This is a genomic window from Pseudomonas sp. PB105 (genome assembly GCF_009764655.1).
GTDB classification, from domain to species: Bacteria; Pseudomonadota; Gammaproteobacteria; order Pseudomonadales; family Pseudomonadaceae; genus Aquipseudomonas; species Aquipseudomonas cyclaminis.
In genome coordinates this window covers 19,027-38,829 of record NZ_RWIO01000089.1, presented here as the reverse complement: position 1 = coordinate 38,829, position 19,803 = coordinate 19,027, and the positions used below count along the sequence as shown (strand labels likewise).

The following is a 19,803-nucleotide window of genomic DNA, read 5'->3' as shown; positions in this document are numbered from 1 at the left end:
GTCAGCGCGCCGTGAAAATCAGCACGGCACCCACCGGCACCGACAAACTGATCGACTTGAGCCCCGCGGCTTCACGCAATGCCGCGACACCTGGCGCCAGGTCGAAACCCTCGGCGTGCAGTACCACAGGCTCCAGGGTCACTACCTGGAAGCGCCGGTCATCCAGGCGCGTGGCCAGCAATTCGGCGCTGTAGGTCTGGGTCTTGCCGTGCAAGGTCACGCTCAGCGGCAGGCGCAACTCCAACTGCGCGCCGGGGGCCAGGTCATTGATGGGTTGCAGATTGATCTGTGTACAGATCAGCGCATCGGGAAACGTCTTGATCTCGAACAGCTGGTTGCGCATGCGCTCGTCACGCAGCGGGATGCCGCTATTGACCGACTCCAGTTCCACTTCCACCTGCGCCGCGCCCTTGCTGTCGACCTTGCCATGCAGCACCAGAAAGCGCTGCACTTCAGCGATTTCGGTGTTTTTGGTGGTGACAAAGGACAGCCGCGAGGATTCGTTATCCAGGTACCAATCGGCATGGGCGGGGATAGCGGCGCAGGTCAGTAACGTGAAGGCCAGTGGTTTGACATTGAACATAAAGACTCGTGGGGCAAAAAACCTGCACGAACCTTAAGCGCATGTCAGGAACGGCGCAAATCCAAATGTGGGAGGGGGCTTGCCGGGTCAGGGTGTCAGGCGACACCCCTGCCGCTCCCCCAACCACCTGGCACTGTGCGTGCGCCCCAACCCACTCGCCGTCACTTCACTGCGCTCAGGGTTATCGCTGAATGCACTGGTCGGCACGTACTGCTTCACATACCCCCGGCAATATTCCGCCGGATTGTTCGCAACATACCGGCACGAGCAATACTCCTTGGCCGTGTACGCCGCGATGATGTCGGGGAAGGCTTGCAGGTTGACGCGCTCGTGCCAGATCCAGCCCAGCAGGGCTGCGACCAACAATAGAAACACGGTGGTAAACGGCCGACGACGGATCATGGCTGCACCGCCGCAAGCACGCGCTTGAGCAGTTCGTTGTGTTGGTAGCTGCCGTCGCGATCATCGCCGTAACGCACGATCACCAGGTGGTCGGCGGGCATCACGTACAGCGCCTGGCCCCAATGGCCGAGTGCGGCGAACGTGTCAGCCGGGGCGGCGGGCCAGGGTCGCGGGGTGCCTTGGTTCAGCCACCAATGACCGCCGGGCACGGCTTCGTCCTGGCCTGCCTGGTATTTGTCGAAAGGCTGGCGGTTGAAGGCGACCCAGCCTTCTGGCAGCAATTGTTGCTCGCCCCAACGACCGTTGCGCGCCATCAGCAAACCGACGCGGGCCAAGTCGCGTGCAGTCAGGTAGGCATAGGACGAGGCGACGAATGTTTCATCGGCATCGGTTTCCCACGTGGCATTACGAATGCCCAGCGGTTTGAACAGCGCGTCCCACGGGTAGCTGATGTAAGCCTTGTGCCCGAGCATGCCTTTGAGTGCGGCGGATAAAATATTGCTGTCACCGCTGGAATAACGGAAGGCCTGGCCCGGCGCGCTGAACGATCCGGTGTTGGCGGCGAACTCGGCCATATCGGCGTGGCCACGGGTATAGAGCATCGCCACCACCGAGGATTTGAGCGGCGCGTATTCGTAGTCCTCCTGCCAGTCCAGGCCTGAGGCCCAGTGCAGCAGGTCGGCCATGGTCACCGTGGGGTGTTGCTTCATCGGCGGGTAAAAACGCCACACAGGGTCAGTCAGTTTGAAGCGATTATCACCGTAGGCTATGCCCAGCACAGTGGCCATCAGGCTCTTGCTGATGGACCAGGTCAGGTGCGGCGTGTCGGCGGTGGTGGGCGCGGCGTAGCGTTCATAGATGATCTGGCCGTCGCGGATCACCAGCAGCGCATCGGTGCGAATGCCTTGGCGGGTGGCATCGTCACGCGGTGGGAACGCGTAGGCGTCCAAGGCTTCGACGGCGGGCCCGGCAAGCGGCGTGCCCTTGGCCCAGTCCTTGTCTGGCCAGGTTTCGGCGTGGGCGGTAGCGGTGACGAACAGCAGGGCAACACACAGCAGGCCTCTGACCATGGACACAGACTCAAGGGGGCATTCAAGCCCGCGAGCCTAGCCGAGGGTGATGACAGATTTGCGACAGGAAGGGCTGTCATCCAAGCGTCACCATAACTTCATGGAGATGACACCGAGCCTACATAGCCTGAGTTTGGACAAACAAGTCGACCGGCCGAAAGGTGGCTGGCACTCGGAGATTCGCCATGACTCAGATCGCCCGCATCAGCGACACCGGCAATGAACGCCGTCTGCAAGCCGAACGCCTGGTTGGCGCACAAGCGTTGCAGGAAGCCCAGGCCCTGCGGTTCAACGTGTTCAGCGGCGAGTTCAACGCCAAGCTGAAAGGCGCGGAACACGGCCTGGACATGGATGACTATGATGTTCACTGCAGCCACATCGGCGTGCGGGATTTGAACAGCGGTCGACTCGTCGCCACTACCCGCTTGCTCGACCATCAGGCCGCCAGCACCTTGGGCCGGTTCTACAGTGAAGAAGAATTCAGCCTGCATGGCTTGCTGCACCTGCAGGGCCCGATCCTGGAAATCGGCCGCACCTGCGTCGATCCGGCCTACCGCAACGGCGGCACCATCGCCGTGCTGTGGGGCGAATTGGCCGAAGTGCTCAACCAGGGCGGCTACAGCTATCTGATGGGCTGCGCGAGCATCCCGATGCACGACGGCGGCATCCAGGCCCACGCGATCATGCAGCGCCTGCGCGAACGCTATCTGTGCAACGAACACTTGCGCGCCGAACCGAAAAAACCGCTGCCGGCGCTGGACCTGCCGTCCAACGTGATCGCCGAAATGCCACCGCTGCTCAAGGCCTACATGCGCCTGGGTGCGAAGATCTGCGGCGAGCCGTGCTGGGATGAAGATTTCCAGGTGGCCGACGTGTTCATCCTGCTCAAACGCGATAATTTGTGCCCGCGTTACGCGCGCCACTTCAAGGCGGCCATGTGATGAGCCGTTTGCGCGTGTACGGGCGCATCGCCCGCGTGCTGGTGGTGGTGGCGCTGGGCTTGAGCATGGCCAGTGTGTTCGGCGTGTTCGAGCGGCTGGGCATCGCCAACTCGATGGTGCGGCGTCAGCGTTGGTCGCGGTTTTTTATGGCGCGGCTGACCAACGCCCTGCCCTTTCGCGTGACGGTGCACGGTGAGTTACCAACGCAGCCGATGCTGTGGGTGAGTAATCACGTGTCCTGGACGGACATTCCGCTGCTGGGTGCGGTGGCGCCGATGTCGTTCCTGTCCAAGGCCGAAGTGCGCACCTGGCCGGTGGCGGGATGGTTGGCGGCCAAGGCCGGCAGCCTGTTTATCCGCCGTGGCTCGGGCGACAGCCAGTTGATCCGCAAGCAGATGACCCGCCATCTGGAGCAACAGCATCCGCTGCTGATGTTCCCCGAGGGCACCACCACCGACGGGCGTAGCCTGCGCACCTTCCACGGGCGCTTGCTGGCCAGTGCGATCGATGCGGATGTGGCGCTGCAACCGGTGGCAATTCGTTACCTGCGCGATGGGCAAGTAGACCCGCTGGCGCCGTTTATTGGCGATGACGATTTGTTGTCGCACCTGATGCGGTTGTTCGCCAATGATCAGGGCGATGTGGAGATTCACCTGCTCAAGCCGATTGCGTGCGCCGGGCAAGAACGCGCGGCATTGGCGTATCAGACGCAGCAGGCGGTGCAGAAGGCGTTGTTTGGGCCGCTTCCAGAGGCTGAGCAAGTGGCGGTTCGACCAGCATTCGCCGCCTGATATGAGCTAAACACGGTTCCAATGTGGGAGGGGGCTTGCCTCCGATAGCGGTGTATCAGTCAGCTCATCTATAACTGACCCACAGCTATCGGGGGCAAGCCCCCTCCCACATTTAGACCCCACTAATCAGTTGGGCTTGTGAAAAGGCTTGCAACTCCGGGTAGAACACCCGGAAGTCTTCACTCAGCGGCTCATACAACACCCGCAATTCCTGCATCGCCTGCCCTAACTCCTCCGGCTGCGTCAGCCGCCGCGAAATCCCGCGCAACACCTGCTCCATCACCTCGAACTCACGGTACGAACCCAGCCAGTCATCCGCTGCCATCCAGGGCGCAATCTGCGCCAGCCGCCCCGGCAACTGCGGCTCGGCCGCGAGCACGCGATACACCTGCGAAGTGAACTGCTCCAGCGGCTGATCGGCATACAACGCCCAATCCCGCGCCAGGCAATGATCGAAAAACACGTCGAGGACGATCCCCGCATAGCGCCTGCGGGTAAGGCTGAAGCGCGACAACGCTTCGCCGACCAGCGGGTGGCTGTCGGTAAAGCGGTCGATGGAGCGATGCAACTGGATCGCCGACTCGATTTGCGGGCTGAACTGCCCTTGCAGGCGACCTTTGACGAAATCGCCATAGAGGCTGCCGAGCAGTTGTGCAGGAAGTTGGCCGCCCAGGTGCAGATGTGCGAGATAATTCATGGCGCGCAGTCTAGCACTGCCGTCAACGTATCGTTATAACCCGATATACCGATTTGACCTGTCCTCAGACCAAAATCATATTGGTATATCGGGATGCAACGATTTAAGGTTCGCCTCATCGCGATATAACGCTTTACGACACCGAGCACCTGCCATGTCCATCGACCTCGACGAAATAATAAAAGCCCTGGCGCACCCAGTACGACGAGACATCCTCACCTGGCTGAAAGACCCGAAAGTGCAATTCCCCCAACAGCTGCACAACCACGAATACGGCATCTGTGCCGGGCAGATCGACCAGCGCTGCGGCTTGTCCCAGTCGACCGTGTCGGCCCACCTGGCCACCTTGCAACGGGCGGGCTTGATCAGCAGCCAGAAGGCCGGGCAGTGGCACTTTTTCAAACGCAACGAGGAAACCATCCAGGCCTTCCTCGCGGCGCTCACCACCGAACTCAGCGCTGACGACAACGCAGCGCTGTAACAAAGGAAACGCAAATGCCCCTCTCGCTACTCATCCTGGCCCTGAGCGCCTTCGCCATTGGCACCACCGAGTTCGTCATCATGGGCCTGTTGCCCGATGTGGCGGCGGACCTCGGTGTGTCGATTCCCGGCGCCGGCTGGCTGGTGACTGGTTACGCCCTGGGCGTGGCCATCGGCGCGCCGTTCATGGCACTGGCCACCGCCAAGCTGCCTCGCAAGGCAGCGCTGGTAGCGTTGATGGGCATCTTTATTATCGGCAACCTGCTCTGCGCCCTGGCCAGTGACTACAACGTGCTGATGTTTGCCCGCGTGGTCACCGCGTTGTGCCACGGTGCGTTTTTCGGGATCGGCTCGGTGGTGGCGGCCAACCTGGTGCCTGCCAACAAGCGGGCGTCCGCCGTGGCCTTGATGTTCACCGGTTTGACCCTGGCCAACGTGCTCGGTGTACCGCTGGGTACTGCGCTGGGCCAGGAAGCCGGCTGGCGCTCGACCTTCTGGGCGGTGACGGTGATTGGTGTGGTGGCGTTGATCGGCCTGATCCGCTTCCTGCCGGCCAAGCGCGACGAAGAAAAACTCGACATGCGTGCCGAACTGGCCGCCCTCAAAGGGGCCGGGATCTGGTTGTCGCTGAGCATGACCGCGCTGTTCGCCGCGTCCATGTTTACCCTCTTCACCTATGTGGCGCCGCTGCTCGGTGATGTCACCGGCGTGTCGCCCAAAGGCGTGACCTGGACCCTGCTGCTGATCGGCCTGGGCCTCACCGTGGGCAATATCATCGGCGGCAAGCTGGCGGACAAGCGTCTGGCCGCGACCTTGATCGGCGTGTTTATCAGCATGGCGGTGGTGTCCACGGCGCTGACCTGGACCAGCGTCGCCGTGATCCCGACTGAAATCACCCTGTTCCTGTGGGCCACCGCTTCGTTTGCTGCCGTGCCTGCGTTGCAGATCAACGTGGTGACCTTCGGCAAGGCCGCGCCGAACCTGGTGTCCACCTTGAACATCGGCGCCTTCAACATCGGCAACGCCCTTGGTGCCTGGGTCGGCGGCAGTGTGATTGCCCACGGCTTCGGCCTGACCAGCGTGCCATTGGCGGCAGCTGCCCTGGCCATCCTTGCGCTGGTAGTGACCCTGATTACTTTCCGTCAGGGCGGCGATGCCGACCTGGCCCCTGCGACCAACTGATCAACTTCAAAGAGAAAGGTGTATTCCCATGACGACTATTTTCGATCCGATCACACTGGGCGACCTGGAACTGTCGAACCGCATCATCATGGCGCCGCTGACCCGCTGCCGTGCCGATGAAGGCCGCGTACCCAACGCGCTGATGGCCGAGTACTACGTGCAACGTGCGTCCGCCGGGCTGATCCTCAGCGAAGCCACCTCCGTGACGCCGCTGGGCGTGGGCTACCCGGACACGCCAGGCATCTGGTCCAACGACCAGGTGCGTGGCTGGGCCAACGTCACCAAGGCGATTCATGGCGCGGGCGGCAAGATCTTCCTGCAACTGTGGCATGTGGGCCGCATCTCCCACGAGTCCTACCTGAACGGCGAAACGCCGGTGGCACCGAGCGCGATCCAGCCCAAGGGCCACGTCAGCCTGGTACGCCCACTGGCTGACTACCCGACCCCGCGCGCCCTGGAAACTGCAGAAATCGCCGACATCATCGACGCCTACCGCACCGGTGCCGAGAACGCCAAGGCCGCCGGCTTCGACGGCGTGGAAATCCACGGCGCCAACGGCTACCTGCTCGACCAGTTCCTTCAGAGCAGCACCAACAAGCGCACCGACCAGTACGGCGGCTCCCTGGAAAACCGTGCACGCCTGCTGCTGGAAGTGACCGACGCGGCCATCGAAGTCTGGGGCGCCGGCCGTGTGGGCGTGCATTTGGCACCGCGTGCCGACTCCCATGACATGGGCGACGATAACCTGGCAGAAACCTTCACCTACGTCGCCAGCGAATTGGGCAAACGTGGCATCGCGTTTATCTGCTCACGTGAAAAGGAAGGCGCGGACAGCCTCGGTCCACAACTGAAGAAAGCCTTCGGCGGCGTGTACATCGCCAACGAACGCTTTACCAAGGACAGCGCCAATGCGTGGCTGGCCGAAGGTAAAGCGGATGCGGTGGCCTGGGGTGTGCCGTTCATTGCCAACCCGGACCTGCCGGCACGCTTGAAGGCCGATGCGCAGCTGAACGAAGCACGTCCGGACACCTTCTATGGCAAGGGCCCGGTCGGCTACATCGATTACCCGACGCTGGCGCTGTAAAACCAAACGTGGGAGGGGGCTTGCCCCCGATGGCGGTGCATCAGTCACTATAGGTGTTGACTGACCCACTGCTATCGGGGGCAAGTCCCCTCCCACGTTTTTGACTGTCTGTAGCCTTGGGAAACATCACTTCACAGAACCGCAACAAAATCCCTACAAAATACTTAGGCGGCTACCTATCAACCGCCCGCCAGCCCGTATATAAAGTCACCCCACCAATCAGGCAGAAGGACGATTGACTGTCCTTAGGCTTTACTGTTGACACACCCTGATGCAATTACGCATTTTGTTTCAATTGCGCAGGCTTGGGCTCAGACGCAGCATGTCTAGCCCTGCGTCTACCCAGCGTTCCGCTTCCTGATGCAATTGGAAGCTGTCGGGGACCAACAGCCACTGGCCAATCAGCCCATTGATGTAGGCATGAATGCACACGGCGCCACGGGTGGTGTCGAGGTTTTCCGGCAGTTGCCCGCGATGGACCGCGTTACGCAGGGTCAGGCCGATGCGCAGGTTGCACTCCAGGCTGTGGGTCTGGCGCTGGCGGCGCATGTCGCACATTTCATCGGTGAATTCGCACTTATGAAACAAAATCTCATTGATGCGCCGGGTTTTCGGGTCCAGGGCCACTTGATGAAACAAATGAATCAGCAGCTTGCGCATGCAGCCCAGCGGGTCGAGTTCATCCTCGCTTTCACTGGCCCTGGCCAATTCATCCAGCGGCTCATGCAAGGTGTCGAGCAGCGCCTGCAACAGATCGGATTTGTTGCTGAAGTGCCAGTAAATAGCGCCCCGCGTCACACCGGCCAGCGCGGCGATGTCCGCCAGCGTCGTGCGTGCAACGCCGCGATCGTAAAAGGCTTGCTCGGCGGCTTGAAGAATTTGGCTGCGCGTTTCTTGAGCTTCCTCTTTAGTGCGACGAACCATGGCAGTAGAACCTCAATCAGGACACTTGAGACTATCGTTAACGCAACGTTAATAGACGCGAACGATCATCTGAATATTTGTGGGACGACACCGTCATGGGTGCCGAACGTAATGGAATCGAGGCTTCGGGCGTTGCTTTGTCAACATTCCACGCAGCCTGTCAAGAGTTTACAAACAACCATGAACGTAAGTATATTGCGTAGCAAGCTACTTATCCACTCACGGCTTGTTTTTTACCCTTCCACCCTTCTTGTGCGCACCCTGCGCGCCTGACCCGAGGATCTTCATGCAACTTAAGCCAGCTGTTACCGCTCTGGTCACTGCCGTCGCCCTGGCATCGCTGCTCAGCGGATGTAAAAAGGAAGAAGCGGCTCCGCCCGCTCAAACCCCTCAGGTCGGCGTGGTCACCATTCAACCGCAAGCCTATACCCTGACGTCCGAGCTGCCAGGCCGCACCACCGCCTACCGCATCGCGGAAGTTCGTCCTCAGGTCAATGGCATCATCCTCAAGCGCCTGTACAAAGAAGGCGCCGACGTGAAGGAAGGCCAGCAGCTTTACCAGATCGACCCGTCGGTCTATGAAGCCACGCTCAAAAGCGCACAAGCGACGCTGACCCAGACCAAGTCGATCACCGATCGCTACAAACAGTTGGTGGATGAACAAGCCGTCAGCCGTCAGGAATACGACAACGCCGTCGCTAACCGCATGACTGCCGAAGCAAACGTTCAAACCGCCCAGATCAACGTGCGCTACACCAAGGTCTACGCGCCGATTTCCGGGCGTATCGGCCGTTCTGCCGTCACCGAAGGCGCGCTGGTCAGCAATGGCCAGGCCGATGCCATGGCCGTAATCCAGCAACTGGACCCGATCTACGTCGACGTCACGCAGTCTTCCGCTGAAATGCTGAAACTGCGCCGCGACCTGGAAAGCGGCCAACTGGAAAAAGCCGGCGCCAATGCCGCCAAGGTCAAGCTGACCCTGGAAGACGGCACCGACTACGGTCAGGAAGGCAAACTTGAGTTCTCCGAAGTGTCGGTCGACCAGACCACCGGTTCCGTGACCCTGCGCGCTGTGTTCCCCAACCCTGACCACACCCTGCTGCCGGGCATGTTTGTTCACGCCCAACTACAAGCCGGTGTGAACAGCAAGGCGATCCTGGCACCGCAGCAAGGCGTGACCCGTGACATCAAGGGCATCCCGACCGCGCTGGTGGTGAACAAAGACAACAAGGTCGAGCAACGCACCCTGGTGGCCAACCGTACCGACGGCGCCTACTGGCTGGTGGAAAAAGGCCTGAACGCCGGTGACCGCGTGATCACCGAAGGCCTGCAATTCATCAAGCCGGGCATCGAAGTCAAGGTCAAGGACGCTGACAACGCCAAGCCCGCAGGTTCCGCTGCTGCTCCTGCTGCCGCTGCCGGCAAAGGGGAGTAATCCATGTCGAAATTTTTTATCGACCGTCCCATTTTCGCCTGGGTAATTGCCCTGGTGATCATGCTGGTCGGGGCACTGTCGATCCTGAAGTTGCCCATCAACCAATACCCGGCCATTGCGCCAACCGCCATCGACATCCAGGTGACCTACCCAGGCGCGTCCGCACAAACCGTGCAGGACACCGTGGTGCAGGTCATCGAGCAACAGCTCAACGGTATCGACAACCTGCGTTATGTCGCCTCGGACAGTAACTCCGACGGCAGCATGACCATCACCGCGACGTTCAACCAGGGTACCAACCCGGACATCGCCCAGGTCCAGGTGCAGAACAAGCTGAACCTGGCAACCCCGTTGCTGCCGCAAGAAGTGCAGCAACAGGGTATCCGTGTGACCAAGTCGGTAAAGAACTTCCTGATGGTGATCGGTCTGGTGTCGGAAGACGGCAGCATGACCAAGGACGACCTTTCCAACTACATCGTGTCCAACATCCAGGACCCGATCTCGCGTACTGCGGGTGTCGGTGACTTCCAGGTGTTCGGTTCGCAGTACGCCATGCGTATCTGGCTGGACCCGGGCAAGCTGAACAACTACCAGTTGACCCCGGTCGACGTCAGCACCGCCATCTCGGCACAGAACGTACAGGTGGCCACCGGTCAACTGGGCGGCCTGCCTGCCCTGCCCGGCACCCAACTGAACGCGACCATCATCGGCAAGACCCGCCTGCAAACCGCAGAAGAGTTCGGCAAGATCCTGATGAAGGTCAACGCCGATGGCTCGCAGGTGCGTCTGCGTGACATCGCGCGTATCGAACTGGGCGGCCAGAACTACAGCATCAGTGCACAGTTCAACGGCAAGCCGGCTTCCGGCATGGCGATCAAGCTGGCCTCGGGCGCCAACGCCCTGGACACCGCCAAGGCCATCCGTGCGACCGTGGCATCCCTGGAGCCGTTCTTCCCGCCAGGCATGAAGGCGGTGGTGCCGTATGACACCACCCCTGTGGTGACCGAATCGATCTCCGGCGTGGTGCACACCCTGGTCGAAGCGATCGTGCTGGTGTTCCTGGTGATGTTCCTGTTCCTGCAGAACTTCCGCGCCACCATCATCACCACCATGACCGTACCGGTGGTATTGCTGGGCACCTTCGGGATCCTGGCGGCGTTCGGTTTCACCATCAACACCTTGACCATGTTCGGCATGATCCTCGCCATCGGCTTGCTGGTGGACGATGCCATCGTCGTGGTGGAAAACGTCGAGCGGGTCATGGCCGAGGAACACCTGTCGCCGAAAGAGGCGACGGTCAAGTCCATGGGCCAGATCCAGGGCGCCCTGGTGGGTATTGCCCTGGTGCTGTCGGCGGTACTGTTGCCGATGGCGTTCTTCGGTGGTTCCACCGGTGTGATCTACAAACAGTTCTCCATCACCATCGTTTCGGCCATGGCGCTGTCGGTACTGGTTGCCCTGATCTTCACCCCGGCGCTCTGCGCCACCATGCTCAAGCCCATCGATCCCGAGAAACACGGCCAACCCAAGCGTGGTTTCTTCGGCTGGTTCAACCGCACCTTCGACCGTGGCGTCATCAGCTACGAGCGCGGCGTGGGCAACATGATCAAGCACAAATTCCCTGCGTTCTTTGTGTACCTGATCATCGTCGTCGGCATGATCTGGTTGTTCACCCGCATTCCAAGCGCGTTCCTGCCCGAGGAAGACCAGGGTGTGATCTTTGCCCAGGTGCAGACGCCGGTCGGTTCGTCGGCTGAACGTACGCAAAAAGTCATCGACGACATGCGTGCCTTCCTGCTCAACGACAAAGAAGGCGAGCCAGGCGAAGGCAAGGCTGTGAAATCGGTGTTTACCGTCAACGGCTTCAACTTCGCCGGCCGTGGCCAGAGCTCGGGCCTTGCGTTCGTGATGCTCAAGCCATGGGATGAGCGCGACGCTTCGCAGTCGGTATTCGAAGTGGCCAAGCGTGCCCAGGGTTACTTCTTCGGGGCATTCAAGGACGCCATGGTCTTCGCCATCGTGCCGCCTTCGGTTCTGGAATTGGGTAACGCCACCGGTTTCGACGTGTTCCTGCAAGACCAGGGCGGTGTCGGCCACGAGAAGCTGATGGAGGCGCGTAACCAGTTCCTCGGCATGGCGGCCCAGAGCAAGATCCTGGCCGGTGTACGCCCCAACGGCGTGAACGATGAGCCGCAGTACGAGCTCACCGTCGACGACGAGAAGGCCAGTGCCCAAGGCATTACGCTGTCGAGCATCAACCAGACCCTGGCGATTGCCCTGGGTGGCAGCTACGTCAACGACTTCATCGACCGTGGTCGCGTGAAGAAGGTGTACGTGCAGGGTGAGGCCGCTGGCCGTATGTCCCCTGAAGACCTGAACAAGTGGTTCGTGCGCAGCGACTCCGGGAAGATGGTGCCGTTGTCGGCTATCTCGTCGGGCAAGTGGATCTACGGTTCGCCGAAGCTCTCGCGCTACAACGGTGTAGCGGCGATGGAAATCCTCGGTACCCCGGCTCCGGGCTACAGCACCGGTGATGCCATGGCTGAAGTCGAACGCATCGCCAAGCAACTGCCGGCGGGCGTGGGCTATGCCTGGACGGGCCTGTCGTACGAAGAACGTCTGTCCGGCTCCCAGGCACCTGCGTTGTACGCCTTGTCGCTGCTGGTGGTGTTCCTGTGCCTCGCGGCACTGTACGAAAGCTGGTCGATCCCGATTGCAGTTGTCCTCGTGGTGCCGTTGGGTGTGGTGGGTGCGTTGATCGCCACCAGCATGCGCGGCTTGTCCAACGACGTGTTCTTCCAGGTGGGCTTGCTGGTGACGGTGGGCCTGGCGGCGAAAAACGCCATCCTGATCGTCGAGTTCGCCAAAGAGCTGCATGAACAAGGCAAGGGCATTGTCGAGTCGGCCATCGAAGCCTCCCGCATGCGTCTGCGCCCGATCATCATGACCTCCATGGCGTTCGTCCTCGGCGTACTGCCGCTGGCGATCTCCTCGGGCGCCGGTTCAGGCAGCCAGCACGCCATCGGTACCGGCGTGATTGGCGGTATGATCACGGCCACTGTCCTGGCGATCTTCTGGGTGCCACTGTTCTTTGCAACCGTGTCCGCCGCGGGCGAGCGTAAAAAGACTGAACCTAAGCAAACTCCTAAAGAGGCTGGCCAATGAGCAAGTCGCTACTTTCCCTAGCCGTCACCGCCTTCGTGCTCAGTGGCTGCTCGCTGATACCTGACTACCAGCGCCCCGAAGCGCCGGTGGCGGCACAGTTCCCGCAGGGGCCGGCGTATTCGCCAGCCCAGGCGCCGAACCAGGCGGCTGCCGAGCAAGGCTGGAGGCAGTTTTTCCATGACCCGGCCCTGCAACAGCTGATCAAGACCGCGCTGGAAAACAACCGTGACCTGCGCGTTGCGGCGCTGAACATCGATGCCTATGCCGCGCAGTACCAGATCCAGCGCGCCGACCTGTTCCCGGCCGTCTCGGCCACGGGCAGCGGCAGCCGTTCGCGTACGCCGGCCAAGCTGTCGCAGACCGGCGAGGCGACCATCGCCAGCCAGTACTCGGCAGGCTTGGGGATCAGCTCCTACGAGCTGGACCTGTTCGGGCGTGTCCGCAGCCTGAGTGAAGAAGCGCTGCAGAAATACTTCGCTACCGAAGAAGCGCGTCGCAGCACCCAGATCAGCCTGGTAGCCAGTGTGGCCAACGCCTACCTGACCTGGCAGGCCGACAAGGAGCTGCTCAAGCTCACCCAGGACACCCTGGGCGCGTTCGAGCAGAGCTTCAAACTGACCTCGCGCAGCAACGAAGTCGGCGTCGCCTCCGCACTTGACCTGAGCCAGGCGCGCACCTCGGTGGAAAACGCCCGCGTGCAACTGGCGCGTTACACCCGCCAGGTGGCCCAGGACGAAAACAACCTGACCCTGCTGCTGGGCACCGGCCTGCCGGCGAATATCGCCAGCCAGCCGCTGTCGGATGACCTGCTCAGCGACGTGCCGGCCGGGTTGCCATCGGACCTGCTGCAACGTCGTCCTGACATCGTGCAGGCCGAGTACAACCTCAAGGCGGCCAACGCCAACATCGGCGCGGCCCGTGCCGCGTTCTTCCCGAGCATCACCCTGACGGCCAGTGCCGGCACCGCCAGCCCAACCTTGGGTGGTCTGTTCAAAGGCGGTTCGGGCACTTGGTCGTTTGCACCGCAGATCAACATCCCGATCTTCAACGCCGGTAGCCTGCGCGCCAGCCTGGACTACTCGAAGATCCAGAAAGAGATCAACGTGGCGAACTACGAGAAGGCCATCCAGACCGGCTTCCAGGAAGTCTCCGACGGCCTCGCCGCACGTGAGACCTACAAGCAGCAACTGGACGCCCAGCGCGGTTTCGTCGAGGCCAACCAGGATTACTACCGCCTGGCTGAGCGTCGCTACCGTATTGGTGTCGACAGCAACCTGACCTTCCTCGACGCCCAGCGCCAGCTGTTCAGTGCCCAGCAATCGCTGATCACCGACCGCCTGGCACAGTTGACCAGCGAGGTCACCCTGTACAAGGCCCTCGGCGGCGGCTGGAACGAGCAGACGGCGAAGAATGAGCCGTTGAAAGAAGAAGCGCCGGCGTTGAAGTTGTTCTGATCACGCTGCAGTAAAGAAAAAACCGCCGCCCTTACAGGAGGCGGTTTTTTTATGTCCATAGTGGTGAGCGGGCTCACCACAAAACACCCTGTCGCCTTGCTTTCGCTTCAACCTTTCAGGGTAAAATTGGTCACAGATTCTTACAGACCACAGAGGGAGCTTGTCGTAATGATCGTAGGAATCGACCTGGGAACCACCAACAGCCTCGCCGCCGTCTGGCGCGGCGACGCCGCCGAACTGGTGCCCAATGCCCTTGGCCAGTTGCTGACCCCAAGCGTGGTCGGGCTGGATGATCAAGGCCGTATCCTGGTCGGCCAGGCCGCCAAAGAGCGCCTGCACACCCACCCGCACCTGACCACGTCGCTGTTCAAGCGCTACATGGGCAGCGCCACTGAGGTGCGCCTGGGTGATCGCTCGTTCCGCCCCGAAGAACTCTCGGCGCTGGTGCTCAAGAGCCTCAAGGAAGACATCGAGCGTACCTACGGCCATACCGTCACTGAAGCCGTGATCAGCGTGCCGGCCTACTTCAGCGACGGCCAACGCAAAGCCACGCGCATCGCCGGTGAACTGGCGGGGCTCAACGTTGAAAAACTGATCAACGAACCCACCGCCGCCGCCCTCGCCTACGGCCTGCATCAGCGCGACAAAGAAACCTCGTTCCTGGTCTTCGACCTCGGCGGCGGCACCTTTGACGTGTCGATCATCGAGCTGTTCGACGGGGTGATGGAAGTGCGCGCCAGCGCCGGCGACAACTTCCTCGGTGGCGAAGACTTCGACACCTTGCTGCTGGAACACTTCGTCGAGAGCCAGCGCAACACCGCCGGTTTTCCGCCCACCAACAGTGTGCTGCAAGCCCTGCGCCGCGAAGCCGAGCGCGTGCGCAAGGCCCTCGGCCAGGACGACAGCGCCGAGTTCGCCCTGCGGGTCGATGGCCAGCAATGGGTGCAGACCATCACCCAACAGGACATGGCCAAGCTCTACACGCCACTGCTGGAACGCCTGCGCGCCCCGATTGAACGCGCCCTGCGCGATGCGCGGATTCGCGTCAGCGACCTCGATGAAATCCTGCTGGTGGGCGGCACCACACGCATGCCGCTGGTGCGCAAACTCGCCGCCGGGTTGTTCGGGCGCTTTCCGTCCATCAGCCTTGACCCCGACCAGGTGGTCGCCCACGGCGCGGCGATCCAGGCGGCGCTCAAAGCCCGTTCCGCCGCGCTTGAAGAAGTGGTGCTGACCGACGTGTGCCCCTACACCCTGGGCATCGAAACCTCGAACCAATACGGCGGCCATATCGAAAGCGGCCATTACCTGCCGTTGATCGAACGCAACAGCAGTGTGCCGGTGAGTCGGGTCAAAAGCGTAGTGACACTGCACGACAACCAGAGCCAGGTGCTGCTGAAAATCTACCAAGGCGAAAGCCGCCTGGTGAAAGACAACATCGAACTGGGCCAACTGGACATCGCGGTGCCCAAGCGCAAGGCCGGTGAAGTCTCGCTGGATGTGCGCTTCACCTACGACAACAACGGTCTGCTGGAAGCCCAGGTGAGCATCCCGCTGACCGGCGAGCAGCACTCCCTGGTGATCGAGAACAACCCCGGCGTGCTCAGCCCGCAAGAGATTCAGCAACGCCTGCAAGCGCTGGCGCAGTTGAAGGTTCACCCACGCGATCAGCAGGTCAACACGGTGCTGACTGCGCGCCTCGAACGGCTCTATCAGGAAAACCTCGGCGAGCTGCGCGAGCAGCTCGGCCACTGGGCCGCGCAGTTCCAGCAGATCCTCGACACCCAGGACGAACGCCGCATCCGTGAAGCCCGCAGCGAACTGACCCGGCAACTTGAGCAACTCGACAATGGATCCTGGCGCTGAGGGAAAGGCGCTGTAGTCATTCGCTGGCGTCATAAATGCCGTCCATGATTGTCAATTTCATGGACGGCCTGTGTGCTCACACGGGCAATCTATCCCGAGCGTTTATCCGCTCAAAGTCGTTCGATCACCGCCCAAAACCCGCCCGCCCCCACTTTCATCGCCCCCGTACCGCCCCGCACCATGGCCGCCACCTGCATAACCCCAATAACAACAGGTCCAACGCCATGAGCACGTTCCGTCCCTGCCAGCTCTTGCTGGCCACCGCTGTCGCCAGCCTCGCAATTCCCGTCGTCGCCGAAGAGCACGGCTTCCTGGAAGACGCCAGCGCCAACCTCAACTTGCGCAATTTCTTTATCAACCGCAATTTCACCAACCCGACCAAGACCCAGGGCGGCGCGCAGGAGTGGACGCAGAGTTTCATCCTTGACGCCAAGTCCGGCTTTACCCAGGGCACGGTTGGGTTCGGTGTGGATGTGCTGGGGCTGTATTCGTTGAAGCTCGATGGCGGGCGCGGCACCGGTGGCACACAGCTGTTGCCGCTGGATCGCGACGGCCGGCCGGCGGATGAGTTCGGGCGCCTCGGTGTGGCGTTCAAGGCCCGTATTTCGAAGACCGAAGTCAAGGTCGGCGAGTGGATGCCGGTGCTGCCGATCCTGCGCTCGGACGACGGCCGTTCCCTGCCGCAAACCCTGCGCGGCGGGCAGATCACGTCCAGGGAAATCGACGGACTGACCCTCTACGGCGGCCAATTCCGCGCCAACAGCCCGCGTGACGACAGCAGCATGACCGACCTGTCGATGACCGGCAAAGCCGCCTTCACCTCTGACCGCTTCAACTTCCAGGGCGGCGAATATACGTTCAACGACAAACGCACCCAGGTCGGCCTGTGGAATGCCCAGCTCAAGGACATCTACAGCCAACAATACGTCAACCTGACCCACAGCCAGCCCCTCGGTGACTGGACCCTGGGCGCCAACCTCGGGTTCTTCTACGGCAAGGACGACGGCAGTGCCCGCGCTGGCGAGTTGGACAACAAGACCTGGTCCGGCCTGTTCTCTGCCAAGTACGGCGGCAACACCTTCTATGTCGGCCTGCAAAAACTCACCGGCAACAACGCCTGGATGCGCGTCAACGGCACCAGCGGCGGCACCCTGGCCAACGACAGCTATAACTCCAGCTACGACAACGCCCAGGAAAGATCCTGGCAACTGCGCCACGACTACAACTTCGCCGCCCTCGGTGTGCCGGGCCTGACCTTGATGAACCGCTATATCAGCGGCAGCAACGTGCACACCGGCACCATCACCGATGGCAGGGAATGGGGTCGCGAAAGCGAATTGGGCTACACCGTGCAAAGCGGCAGCCTGAAAAACCTGACGATGCGCTGGCGCAACTCCAGCATGCGCCGCGACTACAGCAACAACGAGTTTGACGAAAACCGGTTGATCGTCAGTTACCCGATAAGTCTGCTGTAATCCAGCGTCGCACTTGCTGTATGGTGCGCGCCTGCCGCTGCTGATCCGCCCAGCAGCGGCCTCTTTTTCGAGCCCGCATACACCATGAAATCCTTCGCCATCGCATCGGCCGTGCTGGCCCTGGCCGTGAGCCTCAGTGGCTGCATCGGCGCGCCCGTCGCCCTGACGCCCCAGACTGAGCAGCGCCTGCAAAGCCAGGCGCCGATCCGTTTTCTGCTGACCTTCGATGACGGTCCCAGTGCCTCGGGCTACAACAACCCGAGCCGTTCGGTGGTGGCCGACCTGGCGCACAACCCGGTGTTGCCGGGGATCAAGGCGGTGTTCTTTTTGCAGACCGAGGCGGCCCGTTCCGGCGGCAGTTCACGGGGTCGCAAGACCATGGAACGTGAGTACGCGGGCGGGCATATCCTGGCCTTCCACACAGCCACGGCGTTTCATACCAACCATCGCTGGCTGAACAACGCCGAACTGGAAAGCACCCTCGCCCAGGGTTCTGCCGATATCGCCGCGATCACCGGCGCGCCACCGGTGCTGGTGCGCCCGCCGTTCTGGAACTACGACCGCCGCACCTTCGCCGCCTACCAGCGCCATGGCCTGCACGTGCTGCTGACGGACTTGAGCGCCAATGACGGCAAGATCTGGGGCTTCAACGGCAGCCCACGCCGCCGCGCCAACCTGTATCGGCAACTGTCGGTGGTGCGCGAGCGCATTGCATTGGGCGAGTTGCCAACGGTGGATGGGGTGATACCGGTGGTGGTGACCTTCCACGACATCAACCGCTACACCGCGCGGCATATGCAGGAATACCTGCAGATCCTGCTGGACAGTGCCCAGGTCACCGGCATGAAGACCGCCGCCGAGCCGTTCTATACCGACCATGATGCACTGCAGCGTGCGGCGTTGGCGCGGACGGTCAAGGATGTGAGTGAAGCCGTGCACCTGCCGGGGGTATGGAACTGGGTGTGGGATGCTGATTCCCACTGAAACTTGAAGCCTTGTGAAATCAAACAGGTGGGAGCCCCCTCCCACATTTTGAGCGCAGTTCAAATCTAGTCGGGTTGGCGGGACTCAACGCCCAGCTCATCCCACACGGATTCAGCCAGGTGGAAGGTGGCATTCGCCGCCGGGATCCCGCAGTAGATCGCGCTCTGCATCAGCACTTCCTTGATCTCGGCACGGGTCACGCCATTGCTGGCAGCGGCGCGCAGGTGCAGCTTGAGCTCTTCGGCGCGGTTCATGCCGATCAGCATGGCAATGGTGATCAGGCTGCGGGTGTGCCGAGGCAGGCCCGGGCGGGTCCAGATGTCACCCCAGGCGTGGCGGGTGATCATTTCCTGGAATTCGCTATTGAACTCGGTCAGGGCATTGAGGCTACGGTCGACATGCGCGTCGCCCAGCACGTCGCGGCGTACTTGCAGCCCCTCGGCGTAACGTTGTTTCTCTTCCACAAAAAGCTCCTCAACGGGCCAGCAAAAATTCAATTACACGGTCGCTGAATGCAGCACCGGCCTGAACGTTGGACAGGTGCGCCGCATAGAACTCAGCGTACTCGGCACCCCTCACATGGGTCTGAATATAGCGGCCACCCTCTGGCGGTGTGACGGCATCTTCGGTGCCGGCAATCACCAGGGTCGGCACTTTGATCGTGCGCAGTTGCTCACGGAAATCCGCATCCCGCACGGCGCCGCAGTTGGCCGCATAACCCTCGGGCGAAGTGGACGCGAGCATGTCGGTGATCTGCTGGGCCTGGTGCGGGTTGGCCGCTGCGAAGTCAGCGGTGAACCAGCGCGCAATGGAGGCATCACGCAAGGCCACCATCGCCGCTGCACCGTCGCGCAACACCATCTCGATGCGCGGGTTCCAGATCTCCGGCGTGCCGATCTTGGCCGCGGTGTTGCACACCACCAGGCTCTGCAAACGCTCACCGGCGTTGATGCCCAGCCATTGGCCAATCAGGCCTCCCATGGACAGGCCGCAAAAATGCGCGCGTTGAATATCCAGTGCGTCCAACAGCGCCAGCACATCACGGCCGAGCTGTTCGATGCTGTAGGGGCCCTTGGTAACCAGGGATTTGCCATGGCCACGGGTATCGAAACGCAACACGCGAAAATGCTCGGTGAAGGCCGAAATCTGGATGTCCCACATATGCAGGTCTGTGCCCAACGAATTGGACAGCAGCAATACTGGCGCGTCCACGGGGCCATCGAGTTGGTAATGCAGGTCGCCCTCGGCGAGTTGTGCAAATGGCATGGCG

Annotated in this window: 18 protein-coding genes; 11 read left to right on the top strand and 7 right to left on the bottom strand. The window is 61.6% G+C overall.

Annotated elements, in window-relative coordinates; genetic code table 11:
* Window position 1: 1 nt before the first annotated feature.
* From EJD88_RS21140 to EJD88_RS21130, 3 genes are all read right to left on the bottom strand, one after another.
* On the bottom strand, window positions 2-583 hold the full coding sequence (locus tag EJD88_RS21140) for a YceI family protein (protein WP_158878939.1): 582 nt from the start codon (window positions 581-583) through the stop codon (window positions 2-4).
* An 87-nt stretch (window positions 584-670) separates the two neighbouring features.
* The gene (locus EJD88_RS21135; RefSeq protein ID WP_158878938.1) at window positions 671-985 is read right to left on the bottom strand and encodes an amidase; all 315 of its coding nucleotides are present in this window, start codon (window positions 983-985) and stop codon (window positions 671-673) included.
* Complete coding sequence (locus tag EJD88_RS21130) at window positions 982-2,055, bottom strand: serine hydrolase (RefSeq protein WP_158878937.1); 1,074 nt, start codon at window positions 2,053-2,055, stop codon at window positions 982-984. The genes EJD88_RS21135 and EJD88_RS21130 overlap by 4 nt, the downstream gene beginning before the upstream one ends.
* 185 nt (window positions 2,056-2,240) lie before the next feature.
* Between EJD88_RS21130 and olsB the strand changes: the two genes are divergently transcribed.
* Window positions 2,241-2,996: an L-ornithine N(alpha)-acyltransferase gene (gene olsB, locus EJD88_RS21125; RefSeq protein WP_099587554.1), complete on the top strand. Its 756-nt coding sequence runs from the start codon at window positions 2,241-2,243 to the stop codon at window positions 2,994-2,996.
* Window positions 2,996-3,787 (top strand): 1-acyl-sn-glycerol-3-phosphate acyltransferase, encoded by a 792-nt coding sequence (locus tag EJD88_RS21120; RefSeq protein WP_158878936.1) that lies wholly within the window; start codon window positions 2,996-2,998, stop codon window positions 3,785-3,787. Before olsB ends, EJD88_RS21120 begins: the two co-directional genes overlap by 1 nt.
* A 112-nt stretch (window positions 3,788-3,899) precedes the next feature.
* Here EJD88_RS21120 and EJD88_RS21115 read toward each other — a convergent pair whose 3' ends face one another.
* Window positions 3,900-4,484, bottom strand: a complete 585-nt coding sequence (locus EJD88_RS21115; protein ID WP_158878935.1) for an ACP phosphodiesterase — start codon at window positions 4,482-4,484, stop codon at window positions 3,900-3,902.
* A 154-nt stretch (window positions 4,485-4,638) separates the two neighbouring features.
* On the opposite strand from EJD88_RS21115, the gene EJD88_RS21110 reads away from it, so the two are divergent.
* From EJD88_RS21110 to EJD88_RS21100, 3 genes are read left to right on the top strand one after another with little or no spacing between them, the layout of a single operon-like run.
* Window positions 4,639-4,965, top strand: coding sequence for a helix-turn-helix transcriptional regulator (locus tag EJD88_RS21110; RefSeq protein WP_158878934.1), 327 nt, complete (start codon window positions 4,639-4,641; stop codon window positions 4,963-4,965).
* 14 nt (window positions 4,966-4,979) lie between these two features.
* On the top strand, window positions 4,980-6,146 hold the full coding sequence (locus EJD88_RS21105) for an MFS transporter (RefSeq protein WP_112193962.1): 1,167 nt from the start codon (window positions 4,980-4,982) through the stop codon (window positions 6,144-6,146).
* Between the two features lie 28 nt (window positions 6,147-6,174).
* Window positions 6,175-7,230 (top strand): alkene reductase, encoded by a 1,056-nt coding sequence (locus tag EJD88_RS21100; RefSeq protein ID WP_158878933.1) that lies wholly within the window; start codon window positions 6,175-6,177, stop codon window positions 7,228-7,230.
* Window positions 7,231-7,521: 291 nt separating this feature from the next.
* Here EJD88_RS21100 and EJD88_RS21095 read toward each other — a convergent pair whose 3' ends face one another.
* Window positions 7,522-8,154: a TetR family transcriptional regulator gene (locus EJD88_RS21095; protein ID WP_099587559.1), complete on the bottom strand. Its 633-nt coding sequence runs from the start codon at window positions 8,152-8,154 to the stop codon at window positions 7,522-7,524.
* Between the two features lie 286 nt (window positions 8,155-8,440).
* On the opposite strand from EJD88_RS21095, the gene EJD88_RS21090 reads away from it, so the two are divergent.
* The 6 genes from EJD88_RS21090 (at window position 8,441) to EJD88_RS21065 (ending at window position 18,533) form a co-directional block, all read left to right on the top strand.
* Window positions 8,441-9,589, top strand: a complete 1,149-nt coding sequence (locus EJD88_RS21090; RefSeq protein WP_158878932.1) for an efflux RND transporter periplasmic adaptor subunit — start codon at window positions 8,441-8,443, stop codon at window positions 9,587-9,589.
* Window positions 9,590-9,592: 3 nt separating this feature from the next.
* Window positions 9,593-12,754: an efflux RND transporter permease subunit gene (locus tag EJD88_RS21085; protein ID WP_112193956.1), complete on the top strand. Its 3,162-nt coding sequence runs from the start codon at window positions 9,593-9,595 to the stop codon at window positions 12,752-12,754.
* On the top strand, window positions 12,751-14,208 hold the full coding sequence (gene adeC / locus EJD88_RS21080; protein ID WP_099587562.1) for an AdeC/AdeK/OprM family multidrug efflux complex outer membrane factor: 1,458 nt from the start codon (window positions 12,751-12,753) through the stop codon (window positions 14,206-14,208). Before EJD88_RS21085 ends, adeC begins: the two co-directional genes overlap by 4 nt.
* Before the next feature lie 168 nt (window positions 14,209-14,376).
* On the top strand, window positions 14,377-16,074 hold the full coding sequence (locus EJD88_RS21075) for a molecular chaperone HscC (RefSeq protein WP_158878931.1): 1,698 nt from the start codon (window positions 14,377-14,379) through the stop codon (window positions 16,072-16,074).
* Between the two features lie 224 nt (window positions 16,075-16,298).
* The gene (locus EJD88_RS21070; protein ID WP_158878930.1) at window positions 16,299-17,549 is read left to right on the top strand and encodes an OprD family porin; all 1,251 of its coding nucleotides are present in this window, start codon (window positions 16,299-16,301) and stop codon (window positions 17,547-17,549) included.
* Between the two features lie 84 nt (window positions 17,550-17,633).
* Complete coding sequence (locus EJD88_RS21065; RefSeq protein WP_099583284.1) at window positions 17,634-18,533, top strand: polysaccharide deacetylase family protein; 900 nt, start codon at window positions 17,634-17,636, stop codon at window positions 18,531-18,533.
* A 65-nt stretch (window positions 18,534-18,598) separates the two neighbouring features.
* On the opposite strand, the gene pcaC is transcribed toward EJD88_RS21065, so the two are convergent.
* Both pcaC and pcaD read right to left on the bottom strand, forming a co-directional pair.
* Window positions 18,599-18,997 carry a 4-carboxymuconolactone decarboxylase gene (gene pcaC, locus EJD88_RS21060; protein WP_112193950.1) on the bottom strand — a complete coding sequence of 133 codons (399 nt, stop codon included), beginning with the start codon at window positions 18,995-18,997 and terminating at the stop codon, window positions 18,599-18,601.
* A gap of 10 nt (window positions 18,998-19,007) precedes the next feature.
* On the bottom strand, window positions 19,008-19,799 hold the full coding sequence (pcaD, locus tag EJD88_RS21055) for a 3-oxoadipate enol-lactonase (RefSeq protein ID WP_158878929.1): 792 nt from the start codon (window positions 19,797-19,799) through the stop codon (window positions 19,008-19,010).
* Window positions 19,800-19,803 lie beyond the last annotated feature (4 nt).

Bases quoted from the DNA above. Each gene is read 5' to 3' on its own strand.
- EJD88_RS21065 (WP_099583284.1), top strand. From the start codon at position 17,634: ATGAAATCCTTCGCCATCGCATCGGCCGTGCTGGCCCTGGCCGTGAGC.
- pcaD (WP_158878929.1), bottom strand. From the start codon at position 19,799: ATGCCATTTGCACAACTCGCCGAGGGCGACCTGCATTACCAACTCGAT.
- EJD88_RS21070 (WP_158878930.1), top strand. From the start codon at position 16,299: ATGAGCACGTTCCGTCCCTGCCAGCTCTTGCTGGCCACCGCTGTCGCC.
- EJD88_RS21140 (WP_158878939.1), bottom strand. From the start codon at position 583: ATGTTCAATGTCAAACCACTGGCCTTCACGTTACTGACCTGCGCCGCT.
- EJD88_RS21085 (WP_112193956.1), top strand. From the start codon at position 9,593: ATGTCGAAATTTTTTATCGACCGTCCCATTTTCGCCTGGGTAATTGCC.
- EJD88_RS21095 (WP_099587559.1), bottom strand. From the start codon at position 8,154: ATGGTTCGTCGCACTAAAGAGGAAGCTCAAGAAACGCGCAGCCAAATT.
- EJD88_RS21075 (WP_158878931.1), top strand. From the start codon at position 14,377: ATGATCGTAGGAATCGACCTGGGAACCACCAACAGCCTCGCCGCCGTC.
- adeC (WP_099587562.1), top strand. From the start codon at position 12,751: ATGAGCAAGTCGCTACTTTCCCTAGCCGTCACCGCCTTCGTGCTCAGT.
- EJD88_RS21120 (WP_158878936.1), top strand. From the start codon at position 2,996: ATGAGCCGTTTGCGCGTGTACGGGCGCATCGCCCGCGTGCTGGTGGTG.
- olsB (WP_099587554.1), top strand. From the start codon at position 2,241: ATGACTCAGATCGCCCGCATCAGCGACACCGGCAATGAACGCCGTCTG.
- EJD88_RS21105 (WP_112193962.1), top strand. From the start codon at position 4,980: ATGCCCCTCTCGCTACTCATCCTGGCCCTGAGCGCCTTCGCCATTGGC.
- EJD88_RS21100 (WP_158878933.1), top strand. From the start codon at position 6,175: ATGACGACTATTTTCGATCCGATCACACTGGGCGACCTGGAACTGTCG.
- EJD88_RS21135 (WP_158878938.1), bottom strand. From the start codon at position 985: ATGATCCGTCGTCGGCCGTTTACCACCGTGTTTCTATTGTTGGTCGCA.
- EJD88_RS21110 (WP_158878934.1), top strand. From the start codon at position 4,639: ATGTCCATCGACCTCGACGAAATAATAAAAGCCCTGGCGCACCCAGTA.
- EJD88_RS21130 (WP_158878937.1), bottom strand. From the start codon at position 2,055: ATGGTCAGAGGCCTGCTGTGTGTTGCCCTGCTGTTCGTCACCGCTACC.
- EJD88_RS21090 (WP_158878932.1), top strand. From the start codon at position 8,441: ATGCAACTTAAGCCAGCTGTTACCGCTCTGGTCACTGCCGTCGCCCTG.
- EJD88_RS21115 (WP_158878935.1), bottom strand. From the start codon at position 4,484: ATGAATTATCTCGCACATCTGCACCTGGGCGGCCAACTTCCTGCACAA.